Annotated in this window: 14 protein-coding genes and 2 tRNA genes; 10 read left to right on the top strand and 6 right to left on the bottom strand. The window is 70.7% G+C overall.

The features are described 5' to 3' along the window. Positions 1 to 48: 48 nt before the first annotated feature. On the bottom strand, positions 49 to 1,368 hold the full coding sequence (locus ACNQS7_RS09310) for an MFS transporter (RefSeq protein WP_418012330.1): 1,320 nt from the start codon (positions 1,366 to 1,368) through the stop codon (positions 49 to 51). 130 nt (positions 1,369 to 1,498) lie between these two features. Here ACNQS7_RS09310 and ACNQS7_RS09305 point away from each other — a divergent pair, with 130 nt between their 5' ends. The 4 genes from ACNQS7_RS09305 (at position 1,499) to ACNQS7_RS09290 (ending at position 4,109) form a co-directional block, all read left to right on the top strand. After that, positions 1,499 to 2,287, top strand: coding sequence for a fumarylacetoacetate hydrolase family protein (locus ACNQS7_RS09305; protein WP_418012329.1), 789 nt, complete (start codon positions 1,499 to 1,501; stop codon positions 2,285 to 2,287). After that, complete coding sequence (gene gltX, locus ACNQS7_RS09300; RefSeq protein ID WP_418012328.1) at positions 2,284 to 3,756, top strand: glutamate--tRNA ligase; 1,473 nt, start codon at positions 2,284 to 2,286, stop codon at positions 3,754 to 3,756. Before ACNQS7_RS09305 ends, gltX begins: the two co-directional genes overlap by 4 nt. Before the next feature lie 136 nt (positions 3,757 to 3,892). After that, a tRNA-Gln gene (locus tag ACNQS7_RS09295) sits at positions 3,893 to 3,964 on the top strand. Between the two features lie 72 nt (positions 3,965 to 4,036). Continuing rightward, positions 4,037 to 4,109: transfer RNA gene (locus ACNQS7_RS09290), tRNA-Glu, on the top strand. Between the two features lie 36 nt (positions 4,110 to 4,145). Here ACNQS7_RS09290 and ACNQS7_RS09285 read toward each other — a convergent pair. Both ACNQS7_RS09285 and ACNQS7_RS09280 read right to left on the bottom strand, forming a co-directional pair. Next, positions 4,146 to 4,658, bottom strand: coding sequence for a PPOX class F420-dependent oxidoreductase (locus ACNQS7_RS09285; RefSeq protein ID WP_418012327.1), 513 nt, complete (start codon positions 4,656 to 4,658; stop codon positions 4,146 to 4,148). A 114-nt stretch (positions 4,659 to 4,772) separates the two neighbouring features. After that, on the bottom strand, positions 4,773 to 5,474 hold the full coding sequence (locus tag ACNQS7_RS09280) for an IclR family transcriptional regulator (protein ID WP_055576487.1): 702 nt from the start codon (positions 5,472 to 5,474) through the stop codon (positions 4,773 to 4,775). Between the two features lie 80 nt (positions 5,475 to 5,554). Here ACNQS7_RS09280 and leuC point away from each other — a divergent pair, with 80 nt between their 5' ends. The 3 genes from leuC to ACNQS7_RS09265 all read left to right on the top strand — a co-directional run bounded on the left by leuC (position 5,555) and on the right by ACNQS7_RS09265 (position 8,496). Beyond that, complete coding sequence (gene leuC / locus ACNQS7_RS09275) at positions 5,555 to 6,991, top strand: 3-isopropylmalate dehydratase large subunit (protein ID WP_418012326.1); 1,437 nt, start codon at positions 5,555 to 5,557, stop codon at positions 6,989 to 6,991. Positions 6,992 to 7,027: 36 nt separating this feature from the next. Further along, positions 7,028 to 7,624 carry a 3-isopropylmalate dehydratase small subunit gene (gene leuD / locus ACNQS7_RS09270; RefSeq protein WP_055576489.1) on the top strand — a complete coding sequence of 199 codons (597 nt, stop codon included), beginning with the start codon at positions 7,028 to 7,030 and terminating at the stop codon, positions 7,622 to 7,624. A gap of 212 nt (positions 7,625 to 7,836) precedes the next feature. Continuing rightward, the gene (locus ACNQS7_RS09265; RefSeq protein WP_418012325.1) at positions 7,837 to 8,496 is read left to right on the top strand and encodes an HU family DNA-binding protein; all 660 of its coding nucleotides are present in this window, start codon (positions 7,837 to 7,839) and stop codon (positions 8,494 to 8,496) included. Between the two features lie 57 nt (positions 8,497 to 8,553). Here ACNQS7_RS09265 and ACNQS7_RS09260 read toward each other — a convergent pair whose 3' ends face one another. From ACNQS7_RS09260 to cofC, 3 genes are all read right to left on the bottom strand, one after another. Next, positions 8,554 to 9,498: an NUDIX hydrolase gene (locus ACNQS7_RS09260; protein ID WP_310785275.1), complete on the bottom strand. Its 945-nt coding sequence runs from the start codon at positions 9,496 to 9,498 to the stop codon at positions 8,554 to 8,556. A 71-nt stretch (positions 9,499 to 9,569) separates the two neighbouring features. Next, a complete protein-coding gene (locus ACNQS7_RS09255) occupies positions 9,570 to 11,771 on the bottom strand; it encodes an RNA degradosome polyphosphate kinase (RefSeq protein ID WP_418012324.1) in 2,202 nt (733 codons plus the stop codon). 69 nt (positions 11,772 to 11,840) lie between these two features. Continuing rightward, positions 11,841 to 12,482: a 2-phospho-L-lactate guanylyltransferase gene (gene cofC / locus ACNQS7_RS09250; protein ID WP_418012323.1), complete on the bottom strand. Its 642-nt coding sequence runs from the start codon at positions 12,480 to 12,482 to the stop codon at positions 11,841 to 11,843. A gap of 117 nt (positions 12,483 to 12,599) precedes the next feature. Here cofC and ACNQS7_RS09245 point away from each other — a divergent pair, with 117 nt between their 5' ends. The 3 genes from ACNQS7_RS09245 (at position 12,600) to ACNQS7_RS09235 (ending at position 23,573) form a co-directional block, all read left to right on the top strand. Further along, the gene (locus ACNQS7_RS09245) at positions 12,600 to 13,607 is read left to right on the top strand and encodes an NAD(P)H-dependent glycerol-3-phosphate dehydrogenase (RefSeq protein ID WP_418012322.1); all 1,008 of its coding nucleotides are present in this window, start codon (positions 12,600 to 12,602) and stop codon (positions 13,605 to 13,607) included. A gap of 252 nt (positions 13,608 to 13,859) precedes the next feature. After that, positions 13,860 to 22,439 (top strand): PE family protein, encoded by an 8,580-nt coding sequence (locus ACNQS7_RS09240; protein ID WP_418012321.1) that lies wholly within the window; start codon positions 13,860 to 13,862, stop codon positions 22,437 to 22,439. Positions 22,440 to 22,499: 60 nt separating this feature from the next. Next, entirely contained in the window at positions 22,500 to 23,573 is a 1,074-nt protein-coding gene (locus tag ACNQS7_RS09235; protein WP_418012320.1) for a D-alanine--D-alanine ligase family protein, read from the top strand. Positions 23,574 to 23,740: the final 167 nt, after the last annotated feature.

The following is a 23,740-nucleotide window of genomic DNA, read 5'->3' as shown; positions in this document are numbered from 1 at the left end:
CCTTAAGTGACGGTTTACGCAGCGCAAACGCGGGCCTACAAACTCCGCTCAACCCGGCGGTGTCGTGGCAGTTTGGTCGTCTCGCCGCACACGACGGTCGCGCGGCCTACCTGGCAACTCGCGGGGACGAACGGCCTGCCACCAGCGTTGTCGGCGAACGGATTGCAGCCGGGCTCTAGTCTCCAGGCCCGGCGGCAGCACCCGGGTCGGCACCAGGGGCACCGCGGCCAGGGGGAACAGCGCGCACAGGCCCCAGGCCAGCGGGTAAGCGGCCGCGCTGATCAACGCACCGAACATCGGCGGTCCGGCCGCGGCCATCAACCGCTGCGTGGTGTTCTGGGTGCCCAGCGCGCGTCCACTCCAGTACGGTCCGGCGAATTCGGTGATGGCGGTGGCCTCCAGCCCGTTGTCGAGCACCGCCAGCACCGAGGCGGTGATCATCAACATCACGTCGAATCGGGAACCGACACGGTCGCTCAGGGCCAGCAGGAGCAGGGCCAGCGCGGCCGCGAGGGCGATGATGCGGACCGGGCGCATTCGCGAGCCGACGCGATCGGACCACCGACCGACCATGATGCGGCCGACCGCGCCGATCAGCTGCGAAATGGTCACCAGACCACCGGCTGCCGCGACCGACCAGTGATGCTCGTTGATCAGCCAGACGAGCATGAAGGTGACCGTCACCGTCTGCGGCATCATCAGCAACGCCGAGGCCGCGTGAATTCGCAACAACACGTTCGAACCGCGGTAGGGGCTGGCCAGTTCCGCGTGGGTGGCCGTGCGGCGGGATTTGCGTGGCGGGTCGACCACTCCGAAGACGCTGACCACCGCCGCGATGGCACACATCACCGCCGGGAACATCAAACCCGCGTGTGCGCCGTCCTCGGCCAGCTCGGGAATCACCAAGGCGCCCAGAGCGATTCCGAGCGGTTGGGCGGTCTGCCGGAAGCCCATCGCCAGGCCGCGCTGCTCGGGCGGAAACCAACCCGACACCAACCGGCCGCCGGCGGTGTTGCAACTGGCGGCGGCCATCCCGCCGAGGAACAGGAAAACGCCCATCAGCACCAGCGATTGAACCGAAGCGGCGGCGTAGGCCGCCAGCGCCGTCAAGGCCGAGCCGGCGGTCAACACGACGCGCTCGCCGACGCGGTCCAGCACATAGCCCCAGGCGACCAGGGTGACGACCATGCCCCAGCTGGGCATCGACGCCAGCAGCCCCGCCTGGGCGAGTGGCGTTCCGCGCGCCGCCTCCAACCGGGGGATCAGGAAGGCGATGCCGTTGATGAAGAGGAAAGAGCTGGTGGTCGCGACCAGCGAGACCGCCACGATCGACCAGCGTGCCACCGCACTGGCCGGATCCCGAGGCATTCGTTAATGCTTGCACAGCAACGGCGTCGTTCCGGTCGCCGCTGTGTCGTCGAGCCGGCAGATCTGGCGCGCGCCACTCGCACTTTCCCTGCAAATTTGCAGCCTGGGCGGACCAGATAGGCTCATCCGAATGCGCCTTGGACGAATCGCCAGCCCAGACGGTGTCGCTTTTGTCAGCATCGAAGGAGACCTGGACAGCCCCGACAGCCTGACGGTCCGCGAAATCGCCGAGCATCCGTTCGGCACACCGACCTTCACCGGCCGGTCCTGGCCACTGGCCGACGTCCGGTTGCTGGCCCCGATACTGGCCAGCAAGGTGGTCTGCATCGGCAAGAACTACGCCGACCACATCGCCGAGATGGGTGGCCAGGCCCCTGCCGACCCGGTGATCTTCCTCAAGCCCAACACCGCGATCATCGGACCCAACGTGCCGATTCGCCTGCCCGCCAACGCATCACCCGTGCACTTCGAGGGTGAGCTGGCGGTGGTGATCGGCCGGGCCTGCAAGGACGTCAGCGCCGCCCAAGCCGCCGACAACATCCTCGGTTACACCATCGGCAACGACGTCTCGGCCCGCGACCAGCAGAAATCCGACGGACAGTGGACCAGAGCCAAGGGGCACGACACGTTCTGTCCGGTCGGCCCGTGGATCGTCACGGATCTGGACCCCGGCGACCTGGCCCTGCGCACTGAGGTCAACGGTGAAGTCAAACAGGACGCCCGCACCTCGCTGATGATCCACGACGTCGGCGCCATCATCGAGTGGATCTCGGCGGTAATGACCCTGCTGCCAGGCGATCTCATTCTCACCGGAACCCCGGCGGGAGTCGGGCCGATCGAGGACGGCGACACCGTCTCGGTCGCCGTCGAGGGTATCGGCACTCTCACCAATCCCGTTGTCCGCAAAGGAAAGTCGTGACCAACGCAGAGCACGTCCGGGTTCGGTTCTGCCCGTCTCCCACCGGCATCCCGCACGTGGGGATGATCCGCACCGCGCTGTTCAACTGGGCCTACGCCCGGCACACCGGCGGCACCTTCGTCTTTCGCATCGAGGACACCGACGCCGAACGGGACAGCGAGGAAAGCTATCTGGCACTGCTCGACGCCCTGCGCTGGCTCGGGCTGGACTGGGACGAGGGACCCGAAGTGGGCGGACCCTACGCCCCGTACCGGCAGTCGCAACGCCGCGAGCTCTACCGCGACGTCGTGACACGGCTACTCGAGGCGGGCGAGGCCTACTACGCGTTCTCGACACCGGAAGAGGTGGAGGCCCGGCACGTGGCCGCCGGACGCAATCCCAAACTCGGCTACGACAACTTCGACCGTCAGCTGACCGACTCGCAGCGCGCGGCGTTTCTGGCAGAGGGGCGCCGGCCCGTGGTCCGGTTGCGGATGCCGGACACCGACCTCGCGTGGGAAGACCTGGTGCGCGGCACCACCACCTTCGCGGCGGGCACCGTGCCCGACTTCGCGTTGACCCGCGCCAGCGGGGATCCGTTGTACACCTTGGTCAATCCGTGCGACGACGCGTTGATGAAGATCACGCACGTGCTGCGCGGTGAGGACCTGCTGCCGTCGACCCCACGCCAGATCGCGTTGTATCAGGCCTTGATCCGGATCGGGGTTGCCGAGCGCATCCCGGAATTCGGTCACTTCCCGCCGGTATTGGGGGAGGGGACCAAGAAGCTGTCCAAGCGTGACCCGCAGTCGAACCTGTTCCTGCACCGCGACCGCGGGTTCATCCCCGAGGGTCTGTTGAATTACCTTGCGCTGCTTGGCTGGTCCATCGCGGACGACCACGACCTGTTCAGCCTCGACGAGATGGTCGCCGCTTTCGACGTGGTCAACGTCACCTCCAACCCGGCTCGCTTCGACCAGAAGAAGGCCGACGCCATCAACGCCGAGCACATCCGGCGGCTGGCCCTCGACGACTTCACCGCCCGGCTGCGCGACTACCTGGAAACCCACGGCCACCGAGTTGACTTGGAAGAGTCGGCGTTCAAGACCGTCGCCGAATTGGTGCAGACCCGCATCGTGGTGCTCGGGGACGCCTGGGAATTGCTGAAATTCTTCAACGACGACGAGTACGCCCTCGATCCCAAGGCCGCCGCCAAGGAGCTGGGTCCGGACGCCGCCCCGGTGCTCGACGCCGCCATCACGGCGCTCGACGGGATCACGGACTGGACGACGGAGCACATCGAAGGGGCGCTGAAAAGCGCTCTGATCGACGGGCTGGCGCTCAAGCCGCGCAAGGCCTTCGGACCGATCCGGGTGGCCGCCACGGGCACCACGATCAGCCCGCCGTTGTTCGAGTCACTGGAGCTGCTGGGCCGAGATCGCACCCTGGGCCGGTTGCGCTCGGCGCGCGCGCACGTCGCCACACAGTAGGCGTGCGTAGCGTGCCGCAAGTCTTTGGTAGTGTGCACTGCGGCTTCAAAGGCATAGGACGGCTGGATCCAGCGGTGCCAGGACGCGGGTAGCGAACCCGGGAAATGGGCTCTGACCAGCGGTTTTAAGTCTCGAATGGGGTATGGTGTAATTGGCAACACAGCTGATTCTGGTTCAGCCATTCTAGGTTCGAGTCCTGGTACCCCAGCAAAGCTCCGCCTGCTCGCGTGATTAGGTGGGGTATCCGGGTTGGGCTATGCTGACTGCTCGGATCATGTCCGGCCCCGTCGTCTAGCGGCCTAGGACGCCGCCCTCTCACGGCGGTAGCGTGGGTTCGAATCCCATCGGGGCTACAAAATCACTGAGCGCCGCCTTTGGGCGGCTGCATATCACTCAGCGCCGCCCTTTGCGGCCGGCGCCGTGGTACCACCCACCGGCATGCTGGGCAGACCCAGTTTGCGGTGATCCCACGACCGGCTGCGCCGGCCCACGATGCGCACCCCTACCCGCTTGTTCATCATCTGGTCCACGAACGGCTTCATGTCGTCGCTGTAGGGGCCCGTGTAGCGCTCCCACACGCTGACGCCGACGCGGTGCAGCGCGTCGGGGTCGTCGACGATCTCGGCGACGCCTTCGAACGACACTCCGCGCAAGGTGTCGTAGGTGTCGCCGTCCTCGAGCAGGAAGCTGACCCGCGGGTCGCGTTTCAGGTTCACCGCCTTCTGCGACTTGGCCTTGGTCTCCAGCCAGATCTCGCCGTCCACCACCGCGTACCACATCGCCGTCAGGTGCGGCTGTCCGTCGGGCCCGATGGTCGCCAGGGTTCCGGTGCGGCTGCTGTTGACGAAGTCGGTGATTTCGGCCTCGGACATGACGATGCTCGCGCGCTGATTCGTTCCCATGGCGTCAGTGTGTCAGGCGCCCATGCGTCGCCTCTGCACTGGTGGCGCCGAGCTTGCGCTCACGGTCGGCTCAAGCCTCCGTGAGTGACCCTGGACGCAATCTCGGCGCAGAAATTACAGCCGCCGCGTCAGCGCCTCAGCGGCGGCCAGAAGGTCGGCGGCCCACCGTGCGCCGGGTCGCCGCCCCATCCGGTCGATCGGCCCCGACACCGAGATGGCGGCGACCACCACGCCGCGCCCGTCACGCACCGGCGCCGAAACGCTTGCCACGCCCGGCTCGCGCTCGGCGACGCTTTGCGCCCAGCCACGTTTGCGGACTTCGGCGAGCACCCGGTCGGTGAACATCGCCTTGGGCAGCACCGCTTTCTGGGTAGCGGCGTCGGAAAAGGCCAGCAGCACCTTGGCCCCGGATCCGGCGGTCATCGGCAGCCGGGCGCCGACCGGGACCGTATCGCGAAGCCCCGCAGGTGGTTCCAGGGCGGCGATGCAGATTCGCGAAGTGCCCTCCCGGCGGTACAACTGGACGCTTTCCCCCGTGGTCTCCCGCAACTGAGGCAGCACCGAGGCGCTGGCGGCCAGCAGTGGGTCGCTGACGTACGACGCGAGTTCGGTGACGGCGGGCCCGAGACGCCACCGGCCGTCCTCGTCGCGGCCGGCCAGGCGGTGTACCTCCAGCGCGGCGGCCAGGCGGTAGGCGGTGGCCCTGGGCAGGCCGGTGCGTTCGCAGAGTTCGGCCAGCCCGCAGGGCGATTCCGCGATCGCGTGCAGGATGCCGACCGCTTTGTCCAGGACGCCGATGCCGCTATGCTGTCTCACAAGAAGATACTAGCGTCTCGCATCGTGAGATCACACTCCGGACCGATCGGCGAGCCGCGAACTGACGAATCGAGTTGAAGATGGCATCGCAGACGCACGACCCCGGCGCCGGCCGGCCGCGCACGTTGGCCGAGAAGGTCTGGGACGACCACGTTGTGGTGTCCGGCGGCGACGAGGCGCCGGACCTGATCTACATCGATCTGCACCTGGTGCACGAGGTCACCAGTCCGCAGGCGTTCGACGGCTTGCGACTGGCCGGCCGGCCGGTGCGGCGGACCGATCTGACGATCGCCACCGAAGACCACAACGTGCCGACCGTCGACATCGACAAGCCGATCGCCGACCCGGTGTCCCGCACGCAGGTCGAGACGCTGCGGCACAACTGCGCCGAATTCGGTGTCCGGCTACACCCGATGGGCGACATCGAACAGGGCATCGTGCATGTGGTCGGTCCGCAATTGGGTCTCACTCAACCCGGAATGACGATCGTGTGTGGGGATTCTCACACCTCCACCCACGGCGCATTCGGCGCAATCGCCATGGGCATCGGCACTTCTGAGGTCGAACATGTGCTCGCCACCCAGACGCTGGCGCTGCGCCCGTTCAAGACGATGGCGGTCAACGTCGACGGTGCATTGCCGCCGGGGGTCACGGCGAAGGACGTCATTCTGGCGCTGATCGCCAAGATCGGGACCGGCGGCGGCCAGGGTCACGTCATCGAATACCGCGGCAGCGCCATCGAATCGCTGTCCATGGAAGGCCGGATGACGATCTGCAACATGAGCATCGAGGCCGGCGCGCGGGCCGGCATGGTCGCCCCGGACGACACCACTTTTGAATTCTTACGCGGTCGGCCGCATGCGCCGACCGGTGCGGACTGGGACGCGGCGCTGGCCTATTGGCAGCAGCTGCGTACTGATCCCGGAGCGGTTTTCGATACCGAGGTGCACCTCGACTCGGCGTCCCTCACCCCGTTCGTCACCTGGGGAACCAACCCCGGACAGGGGGTGCCACTGGGTGCCACCGTGCCAGATCCGGAGTTGATGACCGATGACGCGCAGCGCCAGGCCGCCGAGAAAGCGTTGGCGTACATGGACCTTCAGCCGGGGATGGCGATGCGCGACATCGCGGTCGACACCGTCTTCGTGGGGTCGTGCACCAACGGCCGGATCGAGGATTTGCGGGTCGTGGCCGACGTTTTGCGTGGTCACAAGGTTGCCGACGGTGTGCGGATGCTTGTGGTTCCGGGTTCGATGCGGGTTCGCGCGCAGGCGGAAGCCGAAGGGCTCGGCGAGATTTTCACCGCCGCCGGCGCGGAATGGCGGCAGGCGGGTTGCTCGATGTGCCTGGGAATGAATCCCGATCAGCTTGCGCCCGGCGAGCGTTGCGCCGCGACGTCCAACCGCAATTTCGAAGGGCGGCAGGGCAAGGGTGGTCGCACGCACCTTGTTTCGCCGGCCGTCGCCGCAGCTACCGCGGTGCGCGGCAAGCTTTCCGCGCCGGCAGATTTGAACTAGCCGACTTGAATTCACATTGAGAATTAGGGGAACAGCATGGAAGCCTTTGACACCCACACCGGCATCGGCGTACCGCTGCGCCGGTCGAATGTCGATACCGATCAGATCATTCCCGCGGTCTACCTGAAGCGGGTAACCCGAACCGGTTTCGAGGATGGCTTGTTCGCGAGCTGGCGGTCGGATCCGTCATTCGTGCTCAACCTCAGCCCCTTTGACCGCGGGTCGGTTCTGGTCGCCGGACCGGATTTCGGCACCGGATCCTCGCGTGAGCACGCGGTCTGGGCGCTGATGGATTACGGATTCCGGGTGGTTATCTCGTCCCGGTTCGGCGACATCTTTCGCGGCAACGCCGGCAAGGCGGGGTTGTTGGCGGCCGAGGTCGACCAGGATGGTGTCGAACTTCTCTGGAAGCTGATCGAGCAGAGCCCAGGGCTGGAAATCACTGTCAATCTTCAAGATCGAAACGTCACCGCGGGAACGGCGGTGCTGCCGTTCAGGATTGACGATCACACCGCGTTCCGGCTGCTGAACGGACTCGACGATATAGCCCTTACGCTGCAGAAACTCGACGAAATCGAAGCTTTCGAGGCGGCCCGCCCGGCCTGGAAACCGCGCACTTTGCCGGCCTCCTGAAGCACGGAACGGCGCGGAATTTGCGCGCCGATCCGGGGGCATTTCGCGGTGGCGCCAGCGACCAAGGGCGGCAATCGGATTGCCGAAATGGCGACTTTCCGGCAGCAATAGCGGGCTGAAATTGCGCGTGGCTCTTGGCAATTTGCCAGTTGAGGGTTTACCGTAGTGCACTAGTCGGTTCCAAAAGAGGACCACTGGCCTCGGAGGGTTGGATGAATAAAGCAGAGCTCATAGATGTGCTCACACAGAAATTGGGCTCAGACCGTCGGCAGGCGACCGCCGCCGTCGAGAATGTCGTCGACACGATTGTGCGCGCGGTCCACAAGGGTGACAGCGTCACGATTACCGGTTTCGGCGTCTTCGAACAGCGTCGCCGCGCGGCTCGCGTAGCCCGCAACCCGCGCACCGGCGAAACGGTGAAAGTCAAGCCGACGTCTGTTCCGGCATTCCGTCCGGGAGCTCAGTTCAAAGCGGTTGTGGCTGGCGCACAAAAGCTCCCGGCCGAAGGACCCGCAGTGAAGCGCGGCGTGGTTGCCAGCGCGGCCAAGAAGACGACGGCCAAGAAGGCCCCCGCCAAGAAGGCCGCCACCAAGGCTCCGGCCAAGAAGGCTGCCACCAAGGCTCCGGCCAAGAAGGCTGCCACCAAGGCCCCGGCCGCGAAGAAGGCCGCGACCAAGGCTCCGGCCAAGAAGGCTGCCACGAAGGCTCCGGCCAAGAAGGCCGCCACCAAAGCCCCGGTCAAGAAGGCCGTGACCAAGGCTCCGGCCAAGAAGGCCGTCACCAAGGCTCCGGCCAAGAAGGCGGCGACCAAGGCTCCGGCCAAGAAGGCTCCGGCCAAGAAGGCTGCGAGCACACGGCGCGGCCGCAAGTAGTCAAATCAAGCAGATACCCTCCGGCGGGCAGCGATGCCCTCGGAGGGTATTCGCTTGTCAGGCGCGCACGTTGGCGGCCAGCGCGCCGCCGATGTGGTCGGCGGCGATCAGCCGGCCCGCCGACAGCGACAGCACCCAGGTGCTGCCTTTGAGGTTGCGCGACTTGTCGGGACGCACTCCGTCGCGTTCGCACCACCACGCGATCAGGTCCGGAATCACCTTCCCCTGCGTGCAGATCACGGGCGTTCCGGCCCGTTCGGCGATTTGCAGAACCCGCTGCCGGCCGCGCTTGGGGTTCTTGGCGTACGCCTCCTCGGTCAGGTTGGGCTCGTTGTGAATATCGACACCCAACTCGGCGGCCAGCGGTTCCACCGTCTGGTGGCACCGCACCCGATCGGCCGCGTACACCCGGTCGGCGCCGAATGCCAGCAACTGACCCACCAGCGCCTCGGCCTGGGCGCGGCCCTTCTTGTCCAACGGCCGTTTGGTGTCGTCGCCGCGATAGCGTGACTTGCTGCCCGCGGTACCGTGCCGCACCACCAACACGGTCTTGGTGTCCGGCGGCTGTTTGACGAACCGGCGCAGGACCTTTCGATCCGGCGCGTAGTCGAGCTTCTTCATGGCGTCGGCGACCGGCAGCCAGATCAACTCGTCGACCTCGTGTCCGGGGGCGAAGGTGCCTCCGGTGCTGCGCGCGGCCCAGTAGTGCACCCGCTTGATGCCCTGGTCGATCGGGTACGTGATGGTGGTCAGGCAACGGCCGAGATGGCTGTGGTGGCCGGTCTCCTCGAGCACCTCGCGTACGGCGGCGACCGCTGCGGTCTCGCCGGGGTCGACCTTGCCCTTGGGCAGCGACCAGTCGTCATACCGGGGTCGGTGAATGACGGCGATCTCGAGCGATTTCGTCGGGTTGCCCTTACCGGACCGCCACAACACCGCGCCGGCTGCGTAGACGACCCGGTCTCCGGGGCGTCGACGGTCCGACGAGTTCTGGATCGACACCTTCACTCCTGCAGGTCAATTCGGCCAGGTGGCTCATGCTGGTGGAGGTGGCCCCGGAGGACACCACTGGACTACGGGCTGCGGTGCCGTTCCATGAGCGAAGCCTGGTGGTCGCGGACGCTCTCGCCTTCCTGCGGCGACGCCGTCCACTGCCCGTCGGACCCGAGCTCCCAGCACCGGGTGGACGGGTCCAATGCGGACTCGAACAGCTCGTCGAGTTGCGCTGTCAAACGCGGGTCCTTGACCTGTGCCATGACCTCGACGCGGCGGTCCAGGTTGCGGTGCATCATGTCGGCGCTGCCGATCCAGAATTCGTCGATGGCGTTGAAATGCAGAATGCGCGAATGTTCCAGGAACCGGCCGAGAATCGAGCGGACTGTGATGTTTTCGGAAAGGCCTTCGGTGCCCGGGCGCAGCGCGCAGATACCGCGCACCACCACCTCGACCCGCACCCCGGCCTGCGATGCCCGATAGAGCGCGTCGATGACCTGCTCGTCGACCAGTGCGTTCATCTTGAGCCGGATCCGCGCGTCGTTGCCGCGACGATGGGCCTCGACCTCCCGTTCGACGCGCTCGATGATCCCGGTGCGGATGCCGTGCGGGGCCACTAACAGGTTGCGGTAGGTCAGCTTTCGCGAGTAACCGGTCAGCGTGTTGAAGAGGTCGGTCAGGTCCGCACCGATGTTGGGGTCGGCGGTCAGCAGGCCCACGTCCTCGTACAGTCGCGCCGTCTTGCCGTTGTAGTTGCCGGTTCCGACGTGGCAGTACCGTCGGATGATGGGACCTTCACGACGCACCACCAGGCAGGTCTTGCAGTGCGTCTTGAGTCCGACGAACCCGTAGACGACGTGCACGCCCGCCTGCTCAAGGGTTCGCGCCCAACGGATGTTGGCCTGCTCGTCGAAGCGCGCTTTGATCTCAACCATTGCCACAACTTGTTTTCCGGCTTCGGCGGCGTCGATCAATGCCCGCACGATCGGGGAATCCCCGGAGGTGCGGTAGAGCGTCTGTTTGATGGCAAGCACATTCGGATCTGCCGCAGCCTGTTCGACGAACCGCTGCACGCTCGTCGAGAACGAGTCGTAGGGATGGTGCACCAGCACGTCGCCTTCGCGCAGCGTGGCGAAGATGCTCTTGGGCGTCTCCCGCTCCGCGAAGGCGGGGTGGGTGGCGGGCACGAAGGCCCGGTCCTTCAGCGCCGGCCGGTCGATGCCGTAGATCTGCCACAGCGACGACAAATCCAGCAGCCCAGGCACTTCGATGACATCACCGGGATGCACGTCGAGCTCGCGCAGCAGCAGCTCCAGCATGCTCTCGGTCATGTCGTCGGATGCTTCGAGCCGTACCGGGGACCCGAACCGGCGTCGCGCCAGCTCCCGCTCCAGCGCCTGCAACAGGTCCTCGTCCCGGTCCTCTTCCACCTCGAAGTCGGCGTTGCGGGTGATCCGAAACGCATGGTGCTCCACGATTTCCATACCGGGGAAGAGCACCGGAAGGAAGGCCGCGATCAACTCCTCCATCGGCAGGAACCGCACGGCCACCTGGTCTTCGCCGTCGTCGTCCTTGGCGTCCAGTTCGACGAACCGGTCCACGTTGTCGGGCACCTTCACCCGCGCGAAATGCTGGGTGCCGTCCTCGGGCTGCTTGACGGTGATGGCCAGGTTCAGGCTCAGCCCGCTCACGAAGGGGAAGGGGTGGGCCGGGTCCACCGCCAACGGCGTGAGAACGGGGAAGACCTGCTCGTGGAAATAGGTCGACAAGCGCTCTTGCTCAGCCTCATCGAGGTCGGCCCACGTGACGATGTAGATGCCTTCCTCCTCGAGCGCGGGCAGTACCGAATCGAGGAACACGCGCGCCTGCCGGCTGGCGATCTGTTGGGTCTGCTCGCCGATGCGCCGCAGTTGCTCGCGCGGGGTCAGTCCGTCCGCGGAGCGCACCGACAGGCCCATCTCGTCGCGCCGCTTGAGACCCGCGACCCGGACCATGTAGAACTCGTCCAGGTTGGAGGCGAAGATGGCCAGGAACTTCGCGCGCTCGAGCAGCGGCATCGAATTGTCGTCGGCCAGTGCCAGCACGCGGGCGTTGAAGTCGAGCCAGCTCAGTTCCCGGTTGAGGTAGCGCTCTTCCGGCAGCGCGTCGATGATCGCCGCGGGAGTCGCGGCCGGAGGGGCCGTGGGAGCCGAGTCGCCAGGGTGCCAAGCGTGCTCGTCGGGACGTGCCTCTGCCTCTGGGGTGGCTTCGATTTCGGTCACCCTGCGATCATTGCCTATCACCCGGCGATGCGGCCAGCAGTCAGCAGAGATCCATGTGCCGTTGGGCTGGCATTCACCTGGCGGCCCGGTTCACCGCGCGGAGCGATGCGCGATGGCGCGTGCGGTCGCCGGGCCCACCCCGAGCTGGCGGGCGGCCGCCAGGTCGGCTGGTGTGTCGACGTCGCAACGCAGCCCGGGCCAGGCGCCGGTCAATTCGATCGCGCCCGAACGACGGTGTCGCGCTGCGGAATCCGGGCCGAATCGCGGGTCGAGCGAGGTCCCGAACGCGCACAGCACCGCGGTGCCGGTGCCCAGCCGGTCCGCGACGAAGCTGCGCTCGTGGTGTCGTGCCGCCGAGATGGCCTCGGTGAGCTCCTGGGTTTGCAACGCGGGCAGATCGCCCTGCAGGACAACAACATTCGGGACGTCGACCGCACCCGCTGCGGAGCTGACCGCGCTGTTCAGCGGGTCGGGATCGTCCGGCGCCGTCGGGTCCGCCAGCACCTGGGCGCCGAGCTCGGTGGCCGCGGCCGCGGCGACGTCGTCGGGCGTGATGACCGTGATCGAGTGCAACGAACTCACCCGGGTTGCCGCGGACAACGTGTCGACCAGCATGGCCAGGACCACACTCTCACGCGTCGGGGCCGAGAAGACCGGAGCCAGCCTGGTCTTGGCGGCGGCCAAACGCTTCACGGCGATGATCAGCCCGACATCCCCGTGTGCGCCGCCCATGTGAAACATCCTGCCAGCGCAACGCCGCGGAAGGTGACGGCGCCCGGTTCCTGGGACTAGTGTTTAGCGGCTGCCGTCGCCGTAACGGGGCACAGGGCTAGATATAAGGGGTGGTTGATGGCCGGCACGGGAACCGTCGCGGTGATGGGCGCGGGCGCATGGGGCACGGTGCTGGCCAAGGTGCTTGCCGATGCCGGGGGCGACGTCACGTTGTGGGCGCGGCGTGCGGATGTGGCCGACAAGATCAATAAAACCCGGTACAACCCCGACTACCTTCCGGGCACTCTGCTTCCGGCGGGCGTCCGCGCCACCAACGACGCGGAGGAGGCGCTGGCCGGCGTCACGACCGTGCTACTCGGGGTCCCGGCTCAGACCATGCGCGCCAATCTCGAGCAGTGGAACGGCATGTGGGCCGACGGCGCGACTCTGGTCAGCCTGGCCAAGGGGATCGAGCTGGGCACGTTGATGCGGATGAGCCAAGTGATCGTTTCGGTCACCGGAGTGGACGCATCCCAGGTCGCGGTGATCTCCGGACCGAACCTCGCCAGTGAGATCGCCGAGAGCCAGCCCGCCGCCACCGTCGTCGCGTGCAGCGACTCCGGACGTGCCGTGGCGTTGCAGCGGTTTTTGAACAGTGGCTACTTCCGTCCCTACACCAACTCCGATGTGGTGGGGACCGAGATCGGTGGCGCGTGCAAGAACGTCATCGCGTTGGCCTGCGGAATGGCGGTCGGGGTCGGGCTGGGGGAGAACACCGCGGCGGCCATCATCACTCGCGGGCTGGCCGAGATCATGCGACTGGGGCTGGCGCTGGGCGCCAAGGGCGCGACGTTGGCGGGGCTGGCCGGGGTGGGTGACCTGGTGGCCACCTGTACCTCTCCTTATTCGCGCAACCGTTCGCTGGGCGAGCGGCTGGGACGCGGCGACACCATGCATACGGCCCTGCACGGCAAGGACGGCCACGTCGTCGAGGGCGTCACCTCCTGCGAGTCGGTGCTGGCCCTGGCGTCCAGCTACGACGTCGAGATGCCACTGACGGACGCCGTGCACCGGGTCTGCCACAAGGGGCTGTCGGTCAACGACGCCATTGCTCTGCTACTGGGCCGCAGCACCAAGCCGGAGTGAATTGCAGTAGTCGCCGGCGGATCCTGCGCGATTTTGCAGTAGTCGGACCCGGATCGAATCCGCCCGCGTTGGCGTGACAATCAGCTACTAATAAGCGGCGGCAAGAAGCGTCGCCGCGCGAATGGCTGTATTCGATGACCGGTGCCTGTCGGGGAGCGTGGGGGAAGTCGGGCTGCGCGCGGACAGCGTGCCCCGGAGTTCGCGACTCATGACTGGGCCGTTTGACCCCTCCGGGTCGATTGGAGCTCCCTGATGTCGCCCTTCCTGATCGCTGCCCCCCAGGCTGTGAGCGCCGCGGCCGCCGACCTGGGAGCGATCGGGGAAGCGGTCCGGCAGGCGACCGCGGTGGCGGCGCCGACGGCGGCGATCCTGCCCGCGGCCGCCGATGAGGTGTCGGCGGCCATCGCGGCCTTATTCGGCACCGTCGGTCAGGAGTATCAAGCGGTCAGTGCACAGGCAGCGGAGTTCCACGCCCAATTCGTGAGGGCGCTGGCAGCGGCGAGCGGCTCTTACGCGGCTATGGAAGCGGCCAGTGCCGACGCCCTGGGCTCGCTGGAGGAGCAGGTCTTGGGTGCGATCAACGCGCCGGCGAATCTGCTTTTGGGGAGGCCTTTGATTGGTCCGGGGACCGACGGAGCGGAAGGTACCGGCGCAGCGGGCGGCCCCGGTGGGCTGCTGTGGGGGCGCGGCGGCAACGGCGGCTCGGGCGCGGCCGGGCATGCCGGTGGGGCCGGCGGCGCCGCCGGGTTGCTGGGTGTGGGCGGAGCCGGCGGTGCCGGCGGCGCGGGTGCCAACGGTGGAACAGGTGGCAGCGGCGGTTGGTTGTGGGGCAACGGCGGTGCCGGCGGCATGGGTGGGGTCGGCGGTAACGGAGGCACCGGCGGCAACGCGTTGCTCTTCGGTTCCGGTGGTGCCGGCGGGGCAGGCGGGACCGGCCTCGGCGGCTCGATCGGCACACCGGGCAGCCCAGGCAGCGCCGTGGCTGCCGGCGGCGTCGGTGGCGACGGCGGCAGCGGTGGCAGTGGGGGCACTGGTGGAGCGGGCGGGCGCGGTGGACTGATCCTGGGTGACGGCGGTGCCGGCGGCGTCGGTGGCTCGGGCGGCGCCGGCGGTGCCGGAGGATCCGGCGGAGCCGGCTGGACGGCGACCACCGCGGGCGCTGACGGAGGCGATGGCGGCGACAGCGGCACCGGCGGGTCGGGCGGTAACGGGGGTGCCGGCGGTGTCGCCGGGGCGAGCCGGAGTCTGTTCGGTCACGCAGGCGCCTATGGCTCCGGCGGCGCCGGCGGGGCTGGGGGTAGTTCGGGCGTGGCCGGTGACGGCGGGGCCGGTGGGGCGGGGAACGCGATGACCGCCGCCGGAGGTAAGGGCGGCATGGGTGGTGACACCGGCGGTGTGGGGGCCGGCGGAACCGGCGGCGCGGCCGCGGGCCCGAGAGCTGTTGCCGGGGCTGACGGCGCCGCGGGAGTCCTGATCGCCGGCGGCAACGGCGGTATGGGCGGCGCGGGCTTCACCGGGACCGCGGCGGGCGCCGATGGTGGGGCCGGCGGTGCCGGCGGCGCGGGTGGCAGCCACGGGAATGGCGGAGCCGGCGGGGCCGGCGGTGACGGAATAGCCGGGAACAGTGGAACGGCGGGCGCGGCGGCCGGTCAGTCCGGCGGCGACGGCGTGGATGGCGGGTCCGGTGGCGCCGGTGGTGCTGGTGGTGCGGCTGGCTCGGTGCGCGGTGATGGCGGTGCCGGTGGGGCCGGTGGGCACGGTGCGCGTGGTGGCGACGGCGGGGCCGGCGTCACCGGTACGAGCGCAACGGCGGCCGGTGCCGATGGCCAGGCCGGCGGCTCTGGCGGTAGTGGCGGTGCCGGCGGCGATGGCGGCAACGGCGGGGCCGGAGGTTCCTCGGCGCATGGAACTGCCGGCAAAGCGGGTGCCGGGGGCAATGCCGGTAGCGGCGGCAATGGCGCGACCCCGGGCGACGGTGGGGCCGGTGCTGCCGGTGACGCCAACCATCTGGCCGGCGGGGCTGGTGGTGCCGGTGGTGACACCGGGTTGGGTGGCAAGGCCGGCGTTGCCGGCACCGGCTTCAGCACGGGCGCAGACGGCGCGGACGGCTCCACACCCACTGGGATTCTGGGCGACGGCGGCAAGGGCGGGGCCGGGTTCAACGCCACGACACCGGGGGCGGACGGCGGCAAGGGTGGCGCCGGCGGCGCGGGCGGCAACTTCGGTAGCGGCGGGGCCGGTGGCGCGGGCGGGGATGGGGCGGCCGGTGGTAATGGCGCGGCCGGTGTCGCGGCAGGTGAGTCCGGTCGCGACGGCGTGGATGGCGGGTCTGGCGGCGCCGGTGGTGCTGGTGGTGCGGGTGGCTCGGACCGTGGCGACGGTGGCGCCGGTGGGGCCGGCGGGCAAGGTGCCCGTGGCGGTGACGGCGGTGCGGGGGTCAATGGCGCGGCCGCGACGACACCGGGCGCCGATGGGCAGGCCGGGGGTTCGGGCGGTAAGGGCGGCGCCGGGGGTGACGGCGGCAACGGCGGGGTGGGTGGTACTGCGGCACATGGCGTTTCGGGCACTACGGGCACCGGCGGTAATGCCGGCAACGGCGGTAACGGCGCGACCCCCGGTGATGGCGGAGCGGGTGCGGCCGGTAGTGCCACTCATCGTGACGGCGGCGCCGGCGGGCACGGTGGCAACACCGGAGTTGGCGGTGCGGCCGGCACCGGCGGTAGCGGACGCATAACCGGTAGCGACGGAACCGCGGGTTCCACGCCCGGCGGGATTCTGGGTAATGGCGGCAACGGTGGTGCCGGCTTTAGCGCCACGGCGTCGGGCGTGGACGGCGGCAAGGGTGGCGCCGGCGGTGCGGGCGGCAACTTCGGTAGTGGTGGGGCTGGGGGTGCCGGCGGCGACGGGGCCGCCGGGAGCAACGGCGCGGCTGGGACCAAGGCCGGTGATTCCGGCGGTGACGGGGTGGCCGGTGGCGCTGGTGGCGCCGGGGGCGATGGCGGCGCGGGTGGTTCGGTCCGCGGGGACGGTGGCGCCGGTGGGGCCGGCGGGCAGGGTGCGCGTGGCGGTGACGGCGGTGCGGGGGTCAATGGCGCAGCCGGGACGACGCCGGGCGCCGATGGGCAGGCCGGGGGTTCGGGCGGCAAGGGCGGCGCTGGCGGTAATGGCGGCAATGGCGGGGCCGGTGGTGCCTCGGCACATGGCATCGCCGGGACCACCGGTACCGGGGGTAACGCCGGGAGCGGCGGCAATGGCGCCACCCCAGGTGACGGCGGCGCCGGTGCGGCGGGCGGCTCACTGACCGGTAACGGCGGGGCCGGTGGGGCGGGCGGCGATACCGGGTTCGGCGGGGCCGGCGGACACGGCGGGAGTGGGCGGACGACGGGAAGTGATGGTGCGGACGGGGCCACACCGACCGGTGTGATGGGTAACGGTGGGGCCGGCGGGGCCGGGGCGCATGCCGCGGCTGCCGGGGTCAGCGGCGGTGACGGTGGCGCCGGCGGTAAGGGCGGAAACTTCGGCAACGGTGGCGCCGGTGGCGCCGGTGGAGACGGGGCAGCCGGCGCTGCCGGCGTCAACCCGACGCCGGTGGCCCCGGCGGCCAATGGGGACAACGGCACCGGCTATCCACAGTTGTTTAACCAGGCGACCCCGGGTACGAACGGGACAAGCGGCACCGTAGCCGGCCAAGCAGGAGGCACCGGCGGCAACGGCGGCGCATATGTGAGCACCAACGGGGCCGGCGTCGGGGCGGCCGCCGGCGACGGCGGCAACGGAGGACTCGGCGCCCCCGGCGGTAACGGTGGTAATGGCGGTGCCGCTGGTTCGCTGGGGTTGGGTCAGGCCACCGGAGTCAACGGTGGTGCCGGCGGCCGCGGCGGTGACGGCGTAGCCGGTCAGACCGGCGGCGCCGGGGGTGCCGGCGGGGCCGGCGGCGAAGGCGGTTCGATCCGCGGCAGCGGCGGTGCCGGGGGCGCCGGCGGCAAGGGCGGGGCCGGCGGCGCCGGGGCCGCGGGCGAGACCGGTGGTACCGGCGGCGCCGGAGGTAGCGCGAACTCCACGGACTTTCCCGTCCAAACCCAGGTCGGTCCCTCGACCGGCGGTGACGGCGGGGTCGGCGGTGCCGGTGGCACCGGCGGGGCGGGCGGCACCGGTGGCAAAGGTGGCGCCGGCGGCGTCGGCGGCGTTCACCACGGCACCGGATTCAGCGACGGCACGCACGGGATCGGCGGCGACGGCGGCACCGGCGGGACCGCGGGGGCCGGTGGCGACGGTGGCGTCGGCGGGGCCGGCGGCGACGCGGCCACCGCCGGAAAGGGTGGCACCGGCGGGCACGGCGGAGATGCCGGCGCAGTCGGTCTCGGCGGAGAGGGTGGCGACAGTGGTGGCGGTGCCACCGGCGCCAAGGGCCTCGCGGGCCAGCTCCCCGACGGAACCTCCGGTCATGGCGGGAAGGGCGGTGCCGGCGGCAACGCCACCGCGGCGCCCACCGGCGAGCCGCCGGGAGCCGGCGGAACCGGCGGGGCCGGTGGTGACGGCGGCAACCTGGGCAACGGCGGACAAGGCGGTACCGGTGGCACGGGTGCGAACGGCGTCCGCGGAATCGACGGCGTCAACCCCGGCGACTCCGGAACAGGGGGTGAGACCGGCGGCGCCGGCGGCGCCGGCGGCAAGGGCGGCCTCGGCGGGGCGATCCGGGGTGACGGCGGCACCGGCGGGCTCGGCGGCCACGGCGGCACCGGTGGTGACGGCGGGGACGGGGTCAACGGCGCTTCGGGAAGCGCACTCGGCCAAGCCGGCCAAGCCGGGGGTAATGGCGGCAATGGAGGAACCGGCGGGGCCGGCGGGGCCGGCGGAAACGCCGGCGGCGTCGCCGCCGGCGGGTCAGGCACCGCGGGCGTCAATGGCACCGGCGGCACCGGCGGCAACGGTGGCGCTGCCGGCAAGCCCGGTGACGGAGGTAACGGCCAGGTCGGCGGGTTTGGCCATGCGGAGGGTGGCCGCGGCGGCGACGGCGGTAATCCCGGCAACGTGGGCGCCGGAGGCGCCGGCGGTGACGTGGGCACCGGCGGGACCGGCGGCGGCAAAGGTACCAGCGGCCTTAGCGGCGCTGCGGTCACCAGCGGTGGCAACGGCGGCGACGGCGGTCTGGGCGGATACGCCGCTGGTCCGCAGGGTCTGGGTGGCGACGGCGGTGCTGGCGGCAACGGCGGGGCCGTCGGTAACGGCGGCAAAGGCGGCGACGGTGGCAAAGGCCTCGATGGCTCCTACGGGCAGAGCGGCGGGACGGGCGGTGCCGGCACCGCCGGCACCGACGGCGCCCAAGGCGGTAAAGGCGGAGCCGGCGGCAACGGCGGTTCGATCTCAGGTAACGGCGGCGCCGGCGGCGCCGGGGGAGCCGGTGGCGCGGGCGGCGGTGGCGGCGGTGGCGGCACCGGTGAGTCGGACACCACGTTCCCCTTCACCAACTCCGGCGGCCCGGGTGGGGCGGGCGGCGGCGGAGGTAACGCCGGGGCCGGCGGGGCCGGCGGCGCCGGCGGACAGGCCCTGGGGTCTGGAAACGGCGGGGCCGGTGGCGCCGGCGGAGCCGGGGGCATGGGTGGCAGCGGCGGATCCGGCGGCGACGGAGGCGCGGCCGGGGAATTTGCGATTGGCGCCTCAGGCGGTGCGGGCGGTACCGGCGGCGGTGCGGGCAAAGGCGGAGCCGGCGGCCTGGGCGGCGACGGCGGTGCGGCCCACGGGTCCGGCACCGGAGGTCTCGGCGGTAACGGTGGATTGGGCGGCTTCGGCGGGAACGCGGGCAATGGCGGCGCCGGTGGCCCTGAGGGCGGCAGCACCCAGGGCGGCAACGGTGGCGCAGGCGGCGCGGCGGGCGACGCGGGCGCCGGCGGCGGTGGCGGCCGCGGCGGCGATTCCGCTAAGGGTCTGGCCGGCGACGGCGGCAACGGCAGCGGCGGCGGCATAACCGGGCTTACCGGCGCCGGTGGCGCCGGTGGCGCCGACGGAGGAGCCCCGGGGGCAACCGGTAAGGGCGGTACCGGCGGTGCCGGTGGCGGCGGCGGCGATGGCGGAGACGGAAACCCGGCGGCCGGGCCGTCCGGCAACGGTGGCGCGGGCGGGAACGGCGGTTACGGCACTAACGGCGGCGGCAGGGGCGGCGCAGGCGGGGACGGCGGCGCAGTCGGCAGCGGCGGCAAAGGCGGGGACGGCGGCTTCGGCGTGCGTTCCGACGGCGCCGACGGCGGTGCCGGTGGCGATGGCGGTGCGATATCCGGCAACGGCGGCGATGGTGGCACCGGCGGCGGCGGTGCCAACGGCGGCGACGGGGGAGCAGGCGGCATCGCCGGCCCGCAGTCGGGCAACGGCGGCAACGGCGGCGCGGGCGGCTACGGCTTCGGCGTGGCCGGAGCCAACGGCGGCGACGGCGGCGCCGGCGGCAGGGCAGGGCTGTACGGCAACGGCGGCAACGGCGGTGACGGCGGAGCGGCCCTCGACGGAGCCAACGGCGCCGCAGGCGAGCCGTACAGCAATCCGGGCCAGGCCGGCACGGCAGGCGGCAATGGCGGCAACGGCGGGGCCGGCGGCGAGGGCGGTCTGGTCTCCGGAAGCGGCGGCAACGGCGGCATGGGCGGCAATGGTGGTAACGGCGGCAACGGCGGGGCCGGTGGACCCGGTAAGCCGGCCGGCTTCCTCAGCTCTGGCACCGACGGCGGTCCCGGCGCCAGCGGCGCGGTGGGCGGTAACGGCGGGACCGGCGGCGCGGGCGGTGCAGGTCACGGGGCAGGCAACGGTGGCGCCGGCGGGGCCGGAGGCATTGGCGGGCAGGGCGGCAACGGCGGTAGCGGCGGTGTCGGCGGCAACGGCACAGGGTTCCTCAGCGTGGACAACGGCCACGGCGGACCCGCCGGAAATGGCGCCAACGGCGGGGCCGGCGGCGCCGGCGGCGCGGGTGGCGCGGCCGACGGATCAGGCGATGGTGGTGCCGGCGGTGCCGCCGGTGCCGCGGGTTCCGGCGGTAACGGCGGTGTCGGCGGCGACGCCGGCGACGGATATGGGCCTCCCGCGGTCGGCGGAGGGATGGGCGGGGCCGCCGGTAACGGCGGCAACAGCGCCGTTGGCGGTGCCGGCGGCAGCGCCACCAATGGCGCCGGGGGCGTGGGCGGTGCCGGTGGTGCCGGCGGCGGTGGTGGTAGTGGCGGTAATGGCGGACGCGGTGGGTACTACGACGGGGGATCCGGCGGCTCTGCCGGGGACGGCGGTAACGGCGGTCATGGCGGCACCGCCAGCGCGGGCGGTGCCGGCGGTGCCGGCGGCAACTCGGTCTCAGGATCCGGCGGTGCCGGCGGTGCCGGCGCCGGTGGCGGCGTCGGCGGTAATGGTGGCTTCGGCGGTGCCGGTGGCCAATCCGTAGTCGGGAGTAAAGGTGGCGGCGGCGCCAATGGCGGTGGCGGCGGCGCCGGGGGCTCCGGCGGTGCCGGCGGCAGCGGCGTCATTGGCGGTGCGGGCGGTGCCGGCGGCTCGGGTTCGGCAGGCGGCGCCGGCGGCGGTGGGGGCAACGGCGGCAACAACTACGCGACAGAATCAGTTGCCGGTTTTGGCGGCAATGCCGGCAACGGCGGCGTCGGCGGTGGCGGCGGCTCGGGCGGAGCCGGTGGCTTTGGCATCACGCATGGGGGTGCCGGCGGTGCCGGCGGCTCGGCATCGAAGGGTGGCGCCGGTGGTAACGGCGGCAGCGGCGGCCAGAACTTCAGCGCGGGCACCGTCTCCCTCGGCGGTGATGGCGGCATCGGTGGCAACGCCGGCAACGCTGGCAACGGCGGCAGCGGCGGCAGCGGCGGGGACTCCGCCGTCGGTGCTGCTGGTAACGGCGGGAACGGCGGCGACGGCGGCTTGGGCGGCGCTAATGGCCACGGCGGTAGTGGCAGGGATGGCGGAAATACGGGTGCCCCGGGTAAGTCCGGCATCGGAGGTGACGGCGGTGCCGGCGGTGCCGGCGGCAATGGTGCGGCATCGGCCGGCCCGTCCGGTAGCGGCGGTGACGGAGGTGCGGGCGGTGCCGGCGGCACCGGCGGAGCCGATGGCGGTGGTGGCGGTGCCGGCGGTGATGGCGGGTCATTCGGAAACGGCGGAAACGGCGGGGCTGGTGGATTCGGCTCGGCCGGTGCTACCGGCACACACGGCCCGGACGCATACGGCTACGCCGGCTACGGAGGGTTCAACGGCGGGAATGGCGGCGCTGGCGGAGCCGGAGGCGCCGGCGGATCGGTATCCGGCGATGGGGGTGCCGGTGGGATCGGCGGCGTCGGCGGCAATGGCGGTGATGGCGGGGGCGGCGGCAACGGTGCCAGCGACTTCCAAGGCGGCATCATCAGGAACGGCGGAGCCGGCGGCGCCGGCGGCATCGGGGGCAACGGTGGTGTCGGCGGCGCCGGCGGAGATGCCCTCGGCGCCGGTACCGGCGGTGCCGGCGGCGCCGGCGGCGATGCGGGCAAGGGCGGGTCCGGCGGGGCCGGCGGTCTCGGTGGTTCGCTGCCGTCCAGCGCGGCCGGCGGTAATGGAGGCAACGCGGGCAACGGCGGAACTGGCGGAACCGGCGGTAACGGCGGTGACTCCGCGTCCGAGAAGGCCGGCGACGGTGGCAACGGTGGCGCCGGTGCGGTGGCCGGTTCAAGGGGCACCGGCGGTACCGGCAACCCAGATTATTCGGGCGCCAACGGAAGCCCCGGCATGGTCGGCGTCGGTGGTGCCGGCGGCGGCGGCGGTGCCGGCGGCACCGGCGATTCGCCCGCCAACGACGGGGTCGACGGTGCCCCCGGACCCGATGCCCCGTGACCGCCCGCCGGGTCGCCAAAAACGGCCTCCGGATCGCCGACCCGGTAGCCTCTCCAGGTTGTGACTGCCAGCAACCGCGTCCGCGTTGCCGTCGTATTCGGCGGGCGCAGCAATGAGCACGCCATCTCGTGCGTGTCGGCGGGCAGCATCCTGCGCAACCTGGACCCGGAGCGGTTCGACGTCGTCGCGATCGGTATCACGCCGGAAGGCTCCTGGGTGCTCACCGACGGCGACCCCGCCGCACTGTCGATCAACAACCGTCAACTGCCCGGGGTCAGTGCCGAGTCCGGCACCGAACTCGCCCTGCCGGCCAGCCCCCGGTCGGAGATTCTGGGCGCCGTCGACGTCGTGTTCCCGGTGCTGCACGGACCATACGGCGAGGACGGCACGATCCAGGGACTGCTCGAACTCGCCGGTGTCCCGTATGTCGGCGCCGGGGTGCTGGCCAGCGCCGCCGGCATGGACAAGGAGTTCACCAAGAAACTGCTCGCCGCCGAGGGACTCCCGGTCGGCGCCTACACGGTCCTGCGGCCGTCACAATCGACGCTGCACCCCGAGGAACGCGAACGGCTGGGCCTGCCGGTGTTCGTCAAGCCGGCACGGGGCGGCTCGTCGATCGGCGTCAGCCGGGTGGCCAGCTGGGACGATCTGCCCGCCGCAATCGCCGCGGCGCGCAGCCATGACCCGAAGGTCATCGTCGAAGCGGCGATCAACGGCCGCGAGCTGGAATGCGGTGTTCTCGAAATGCCCGACGGCACAATCGAAGCCAGCACGCTGGGGGAGATCCGGGTGGCCGGGGTGCGCGGACGCGAAGACGGCTTCTACGACTTCGAGACCAAGTACCTCGACGACGCAGCCGAATTGGACGTGCCCGCCAAGGTTGCCGACGACATCGCGGATACGTTGCGCCAGTTGGCGATTCGCGCGTTCGAGGCCATCGGCTGCCAGGGCCTGGCCCGGGTGGACTTCTTCCTCACCGACCACGGGCCCGTCATCAACGAGATCAACACCATGCCCGGGTTCACCACCATCTCGATGTACCCGCGGATGTGGGCGGCCAGCGGGGTGGACTACCCGACGCTGCTGGCCACCATGGTGGACACCGCCCTGGCCCGCGGCGTGGGTTTGCGGTAGTACCTCGTCGACGGCAGTCGGCAGCCGATCGGCGCCGCCACGACGGTGGCATCGGGCACCCATCTGGATCCGGACGTCAGACCCCGTCAATTTTGTTGTGGTAAAACCGGTTTGGCATTTCGGATCTGGTGTGCGAGCGGGGTCTTCAGGGTCCGCTCATCGAGTAA

The organism is Mycobacterium sp. 23 (genome assembly GCF_048287075.1).
Taxonomy (GTDB): Bacteria; Actinomycetota; Actinomycetes; order Mycobacteriales; family Mycobacteriaceae; genus Mycobacterium; species Mycobacterium gordonae_B.
Note: the sequence above shows the minus strand (reverse complement) of the source record. Positions and strands in the feature narration are given on the sequence as shown.

Excerpts from the sequence above, each read along its gene's own strand:
- ACNQS7_RS09310 (WP_418012330.1), bottom strand. The coding sequence starts at position 1,368 with ATGCCTCGGGATCCGGCCAGTGCGGTGGCACGCTGGTCGATCGTGGCG.
- ACNQS7_RS09305 (WP_418012329.1), top strand. The coding sequence starts at position 1,499 with ATGCGCCTTGGACGAATCGCCAGCCCAGACGGTGTCGCTTTTGTCAGC.
- ACNQS7_RS09285 (WP_418012327.1), bottom strand. The coding sequence starts at position 4,658 with ATGGGAACGAATCAGCGCGCGAGCATCGTCATGTCCGAGGCCGAAATC.
- leuC (WP_418012326.1), top strand. The coding sequence starts at position 5,555 with ATGGCATCGCAGACGCACGACCCCGGCGCCGGCCGGCCGCGCACGTTG.
- leuD (WP_055576489.1), top strand. The coding sequence starts at position 7,028 with ATGGAAGCCTTTGACACCCACACCGGCATCGGCGTACCGCTGCGCCGG.
- ACNQS7_RS09265 (WP_418012325.1), top strand. The coding sequence starts at position 7,837 with ATGAATAAAGCAGAGCTCATAGATGTGCTCACACAGAAATTGGGCTCA.
- cofC (WP_418012323.1), bottom strand. The coding sequence starts at position 12,482 with ATGGGCGGCGCACACGGGGATGTCGGGCTGATCATCGCCGTGAAGCGT.
- ACNQS7_RS09245 (WP_418012322.1), top strand. The coding sequence starts at position 12,600 with ATGGCCGGCACGGGAACCGTCGCGGTGATGGGCGCGGGCGCATGGGGC.
- ACNQS7_RS09240 (WP_418012321.1), top strand. The coding sequence starts at position 13,860 with ATGTCGCCCTTCCTGATCGCTGCCCCCCAGGCTGTGAGCGCCGCGGCC.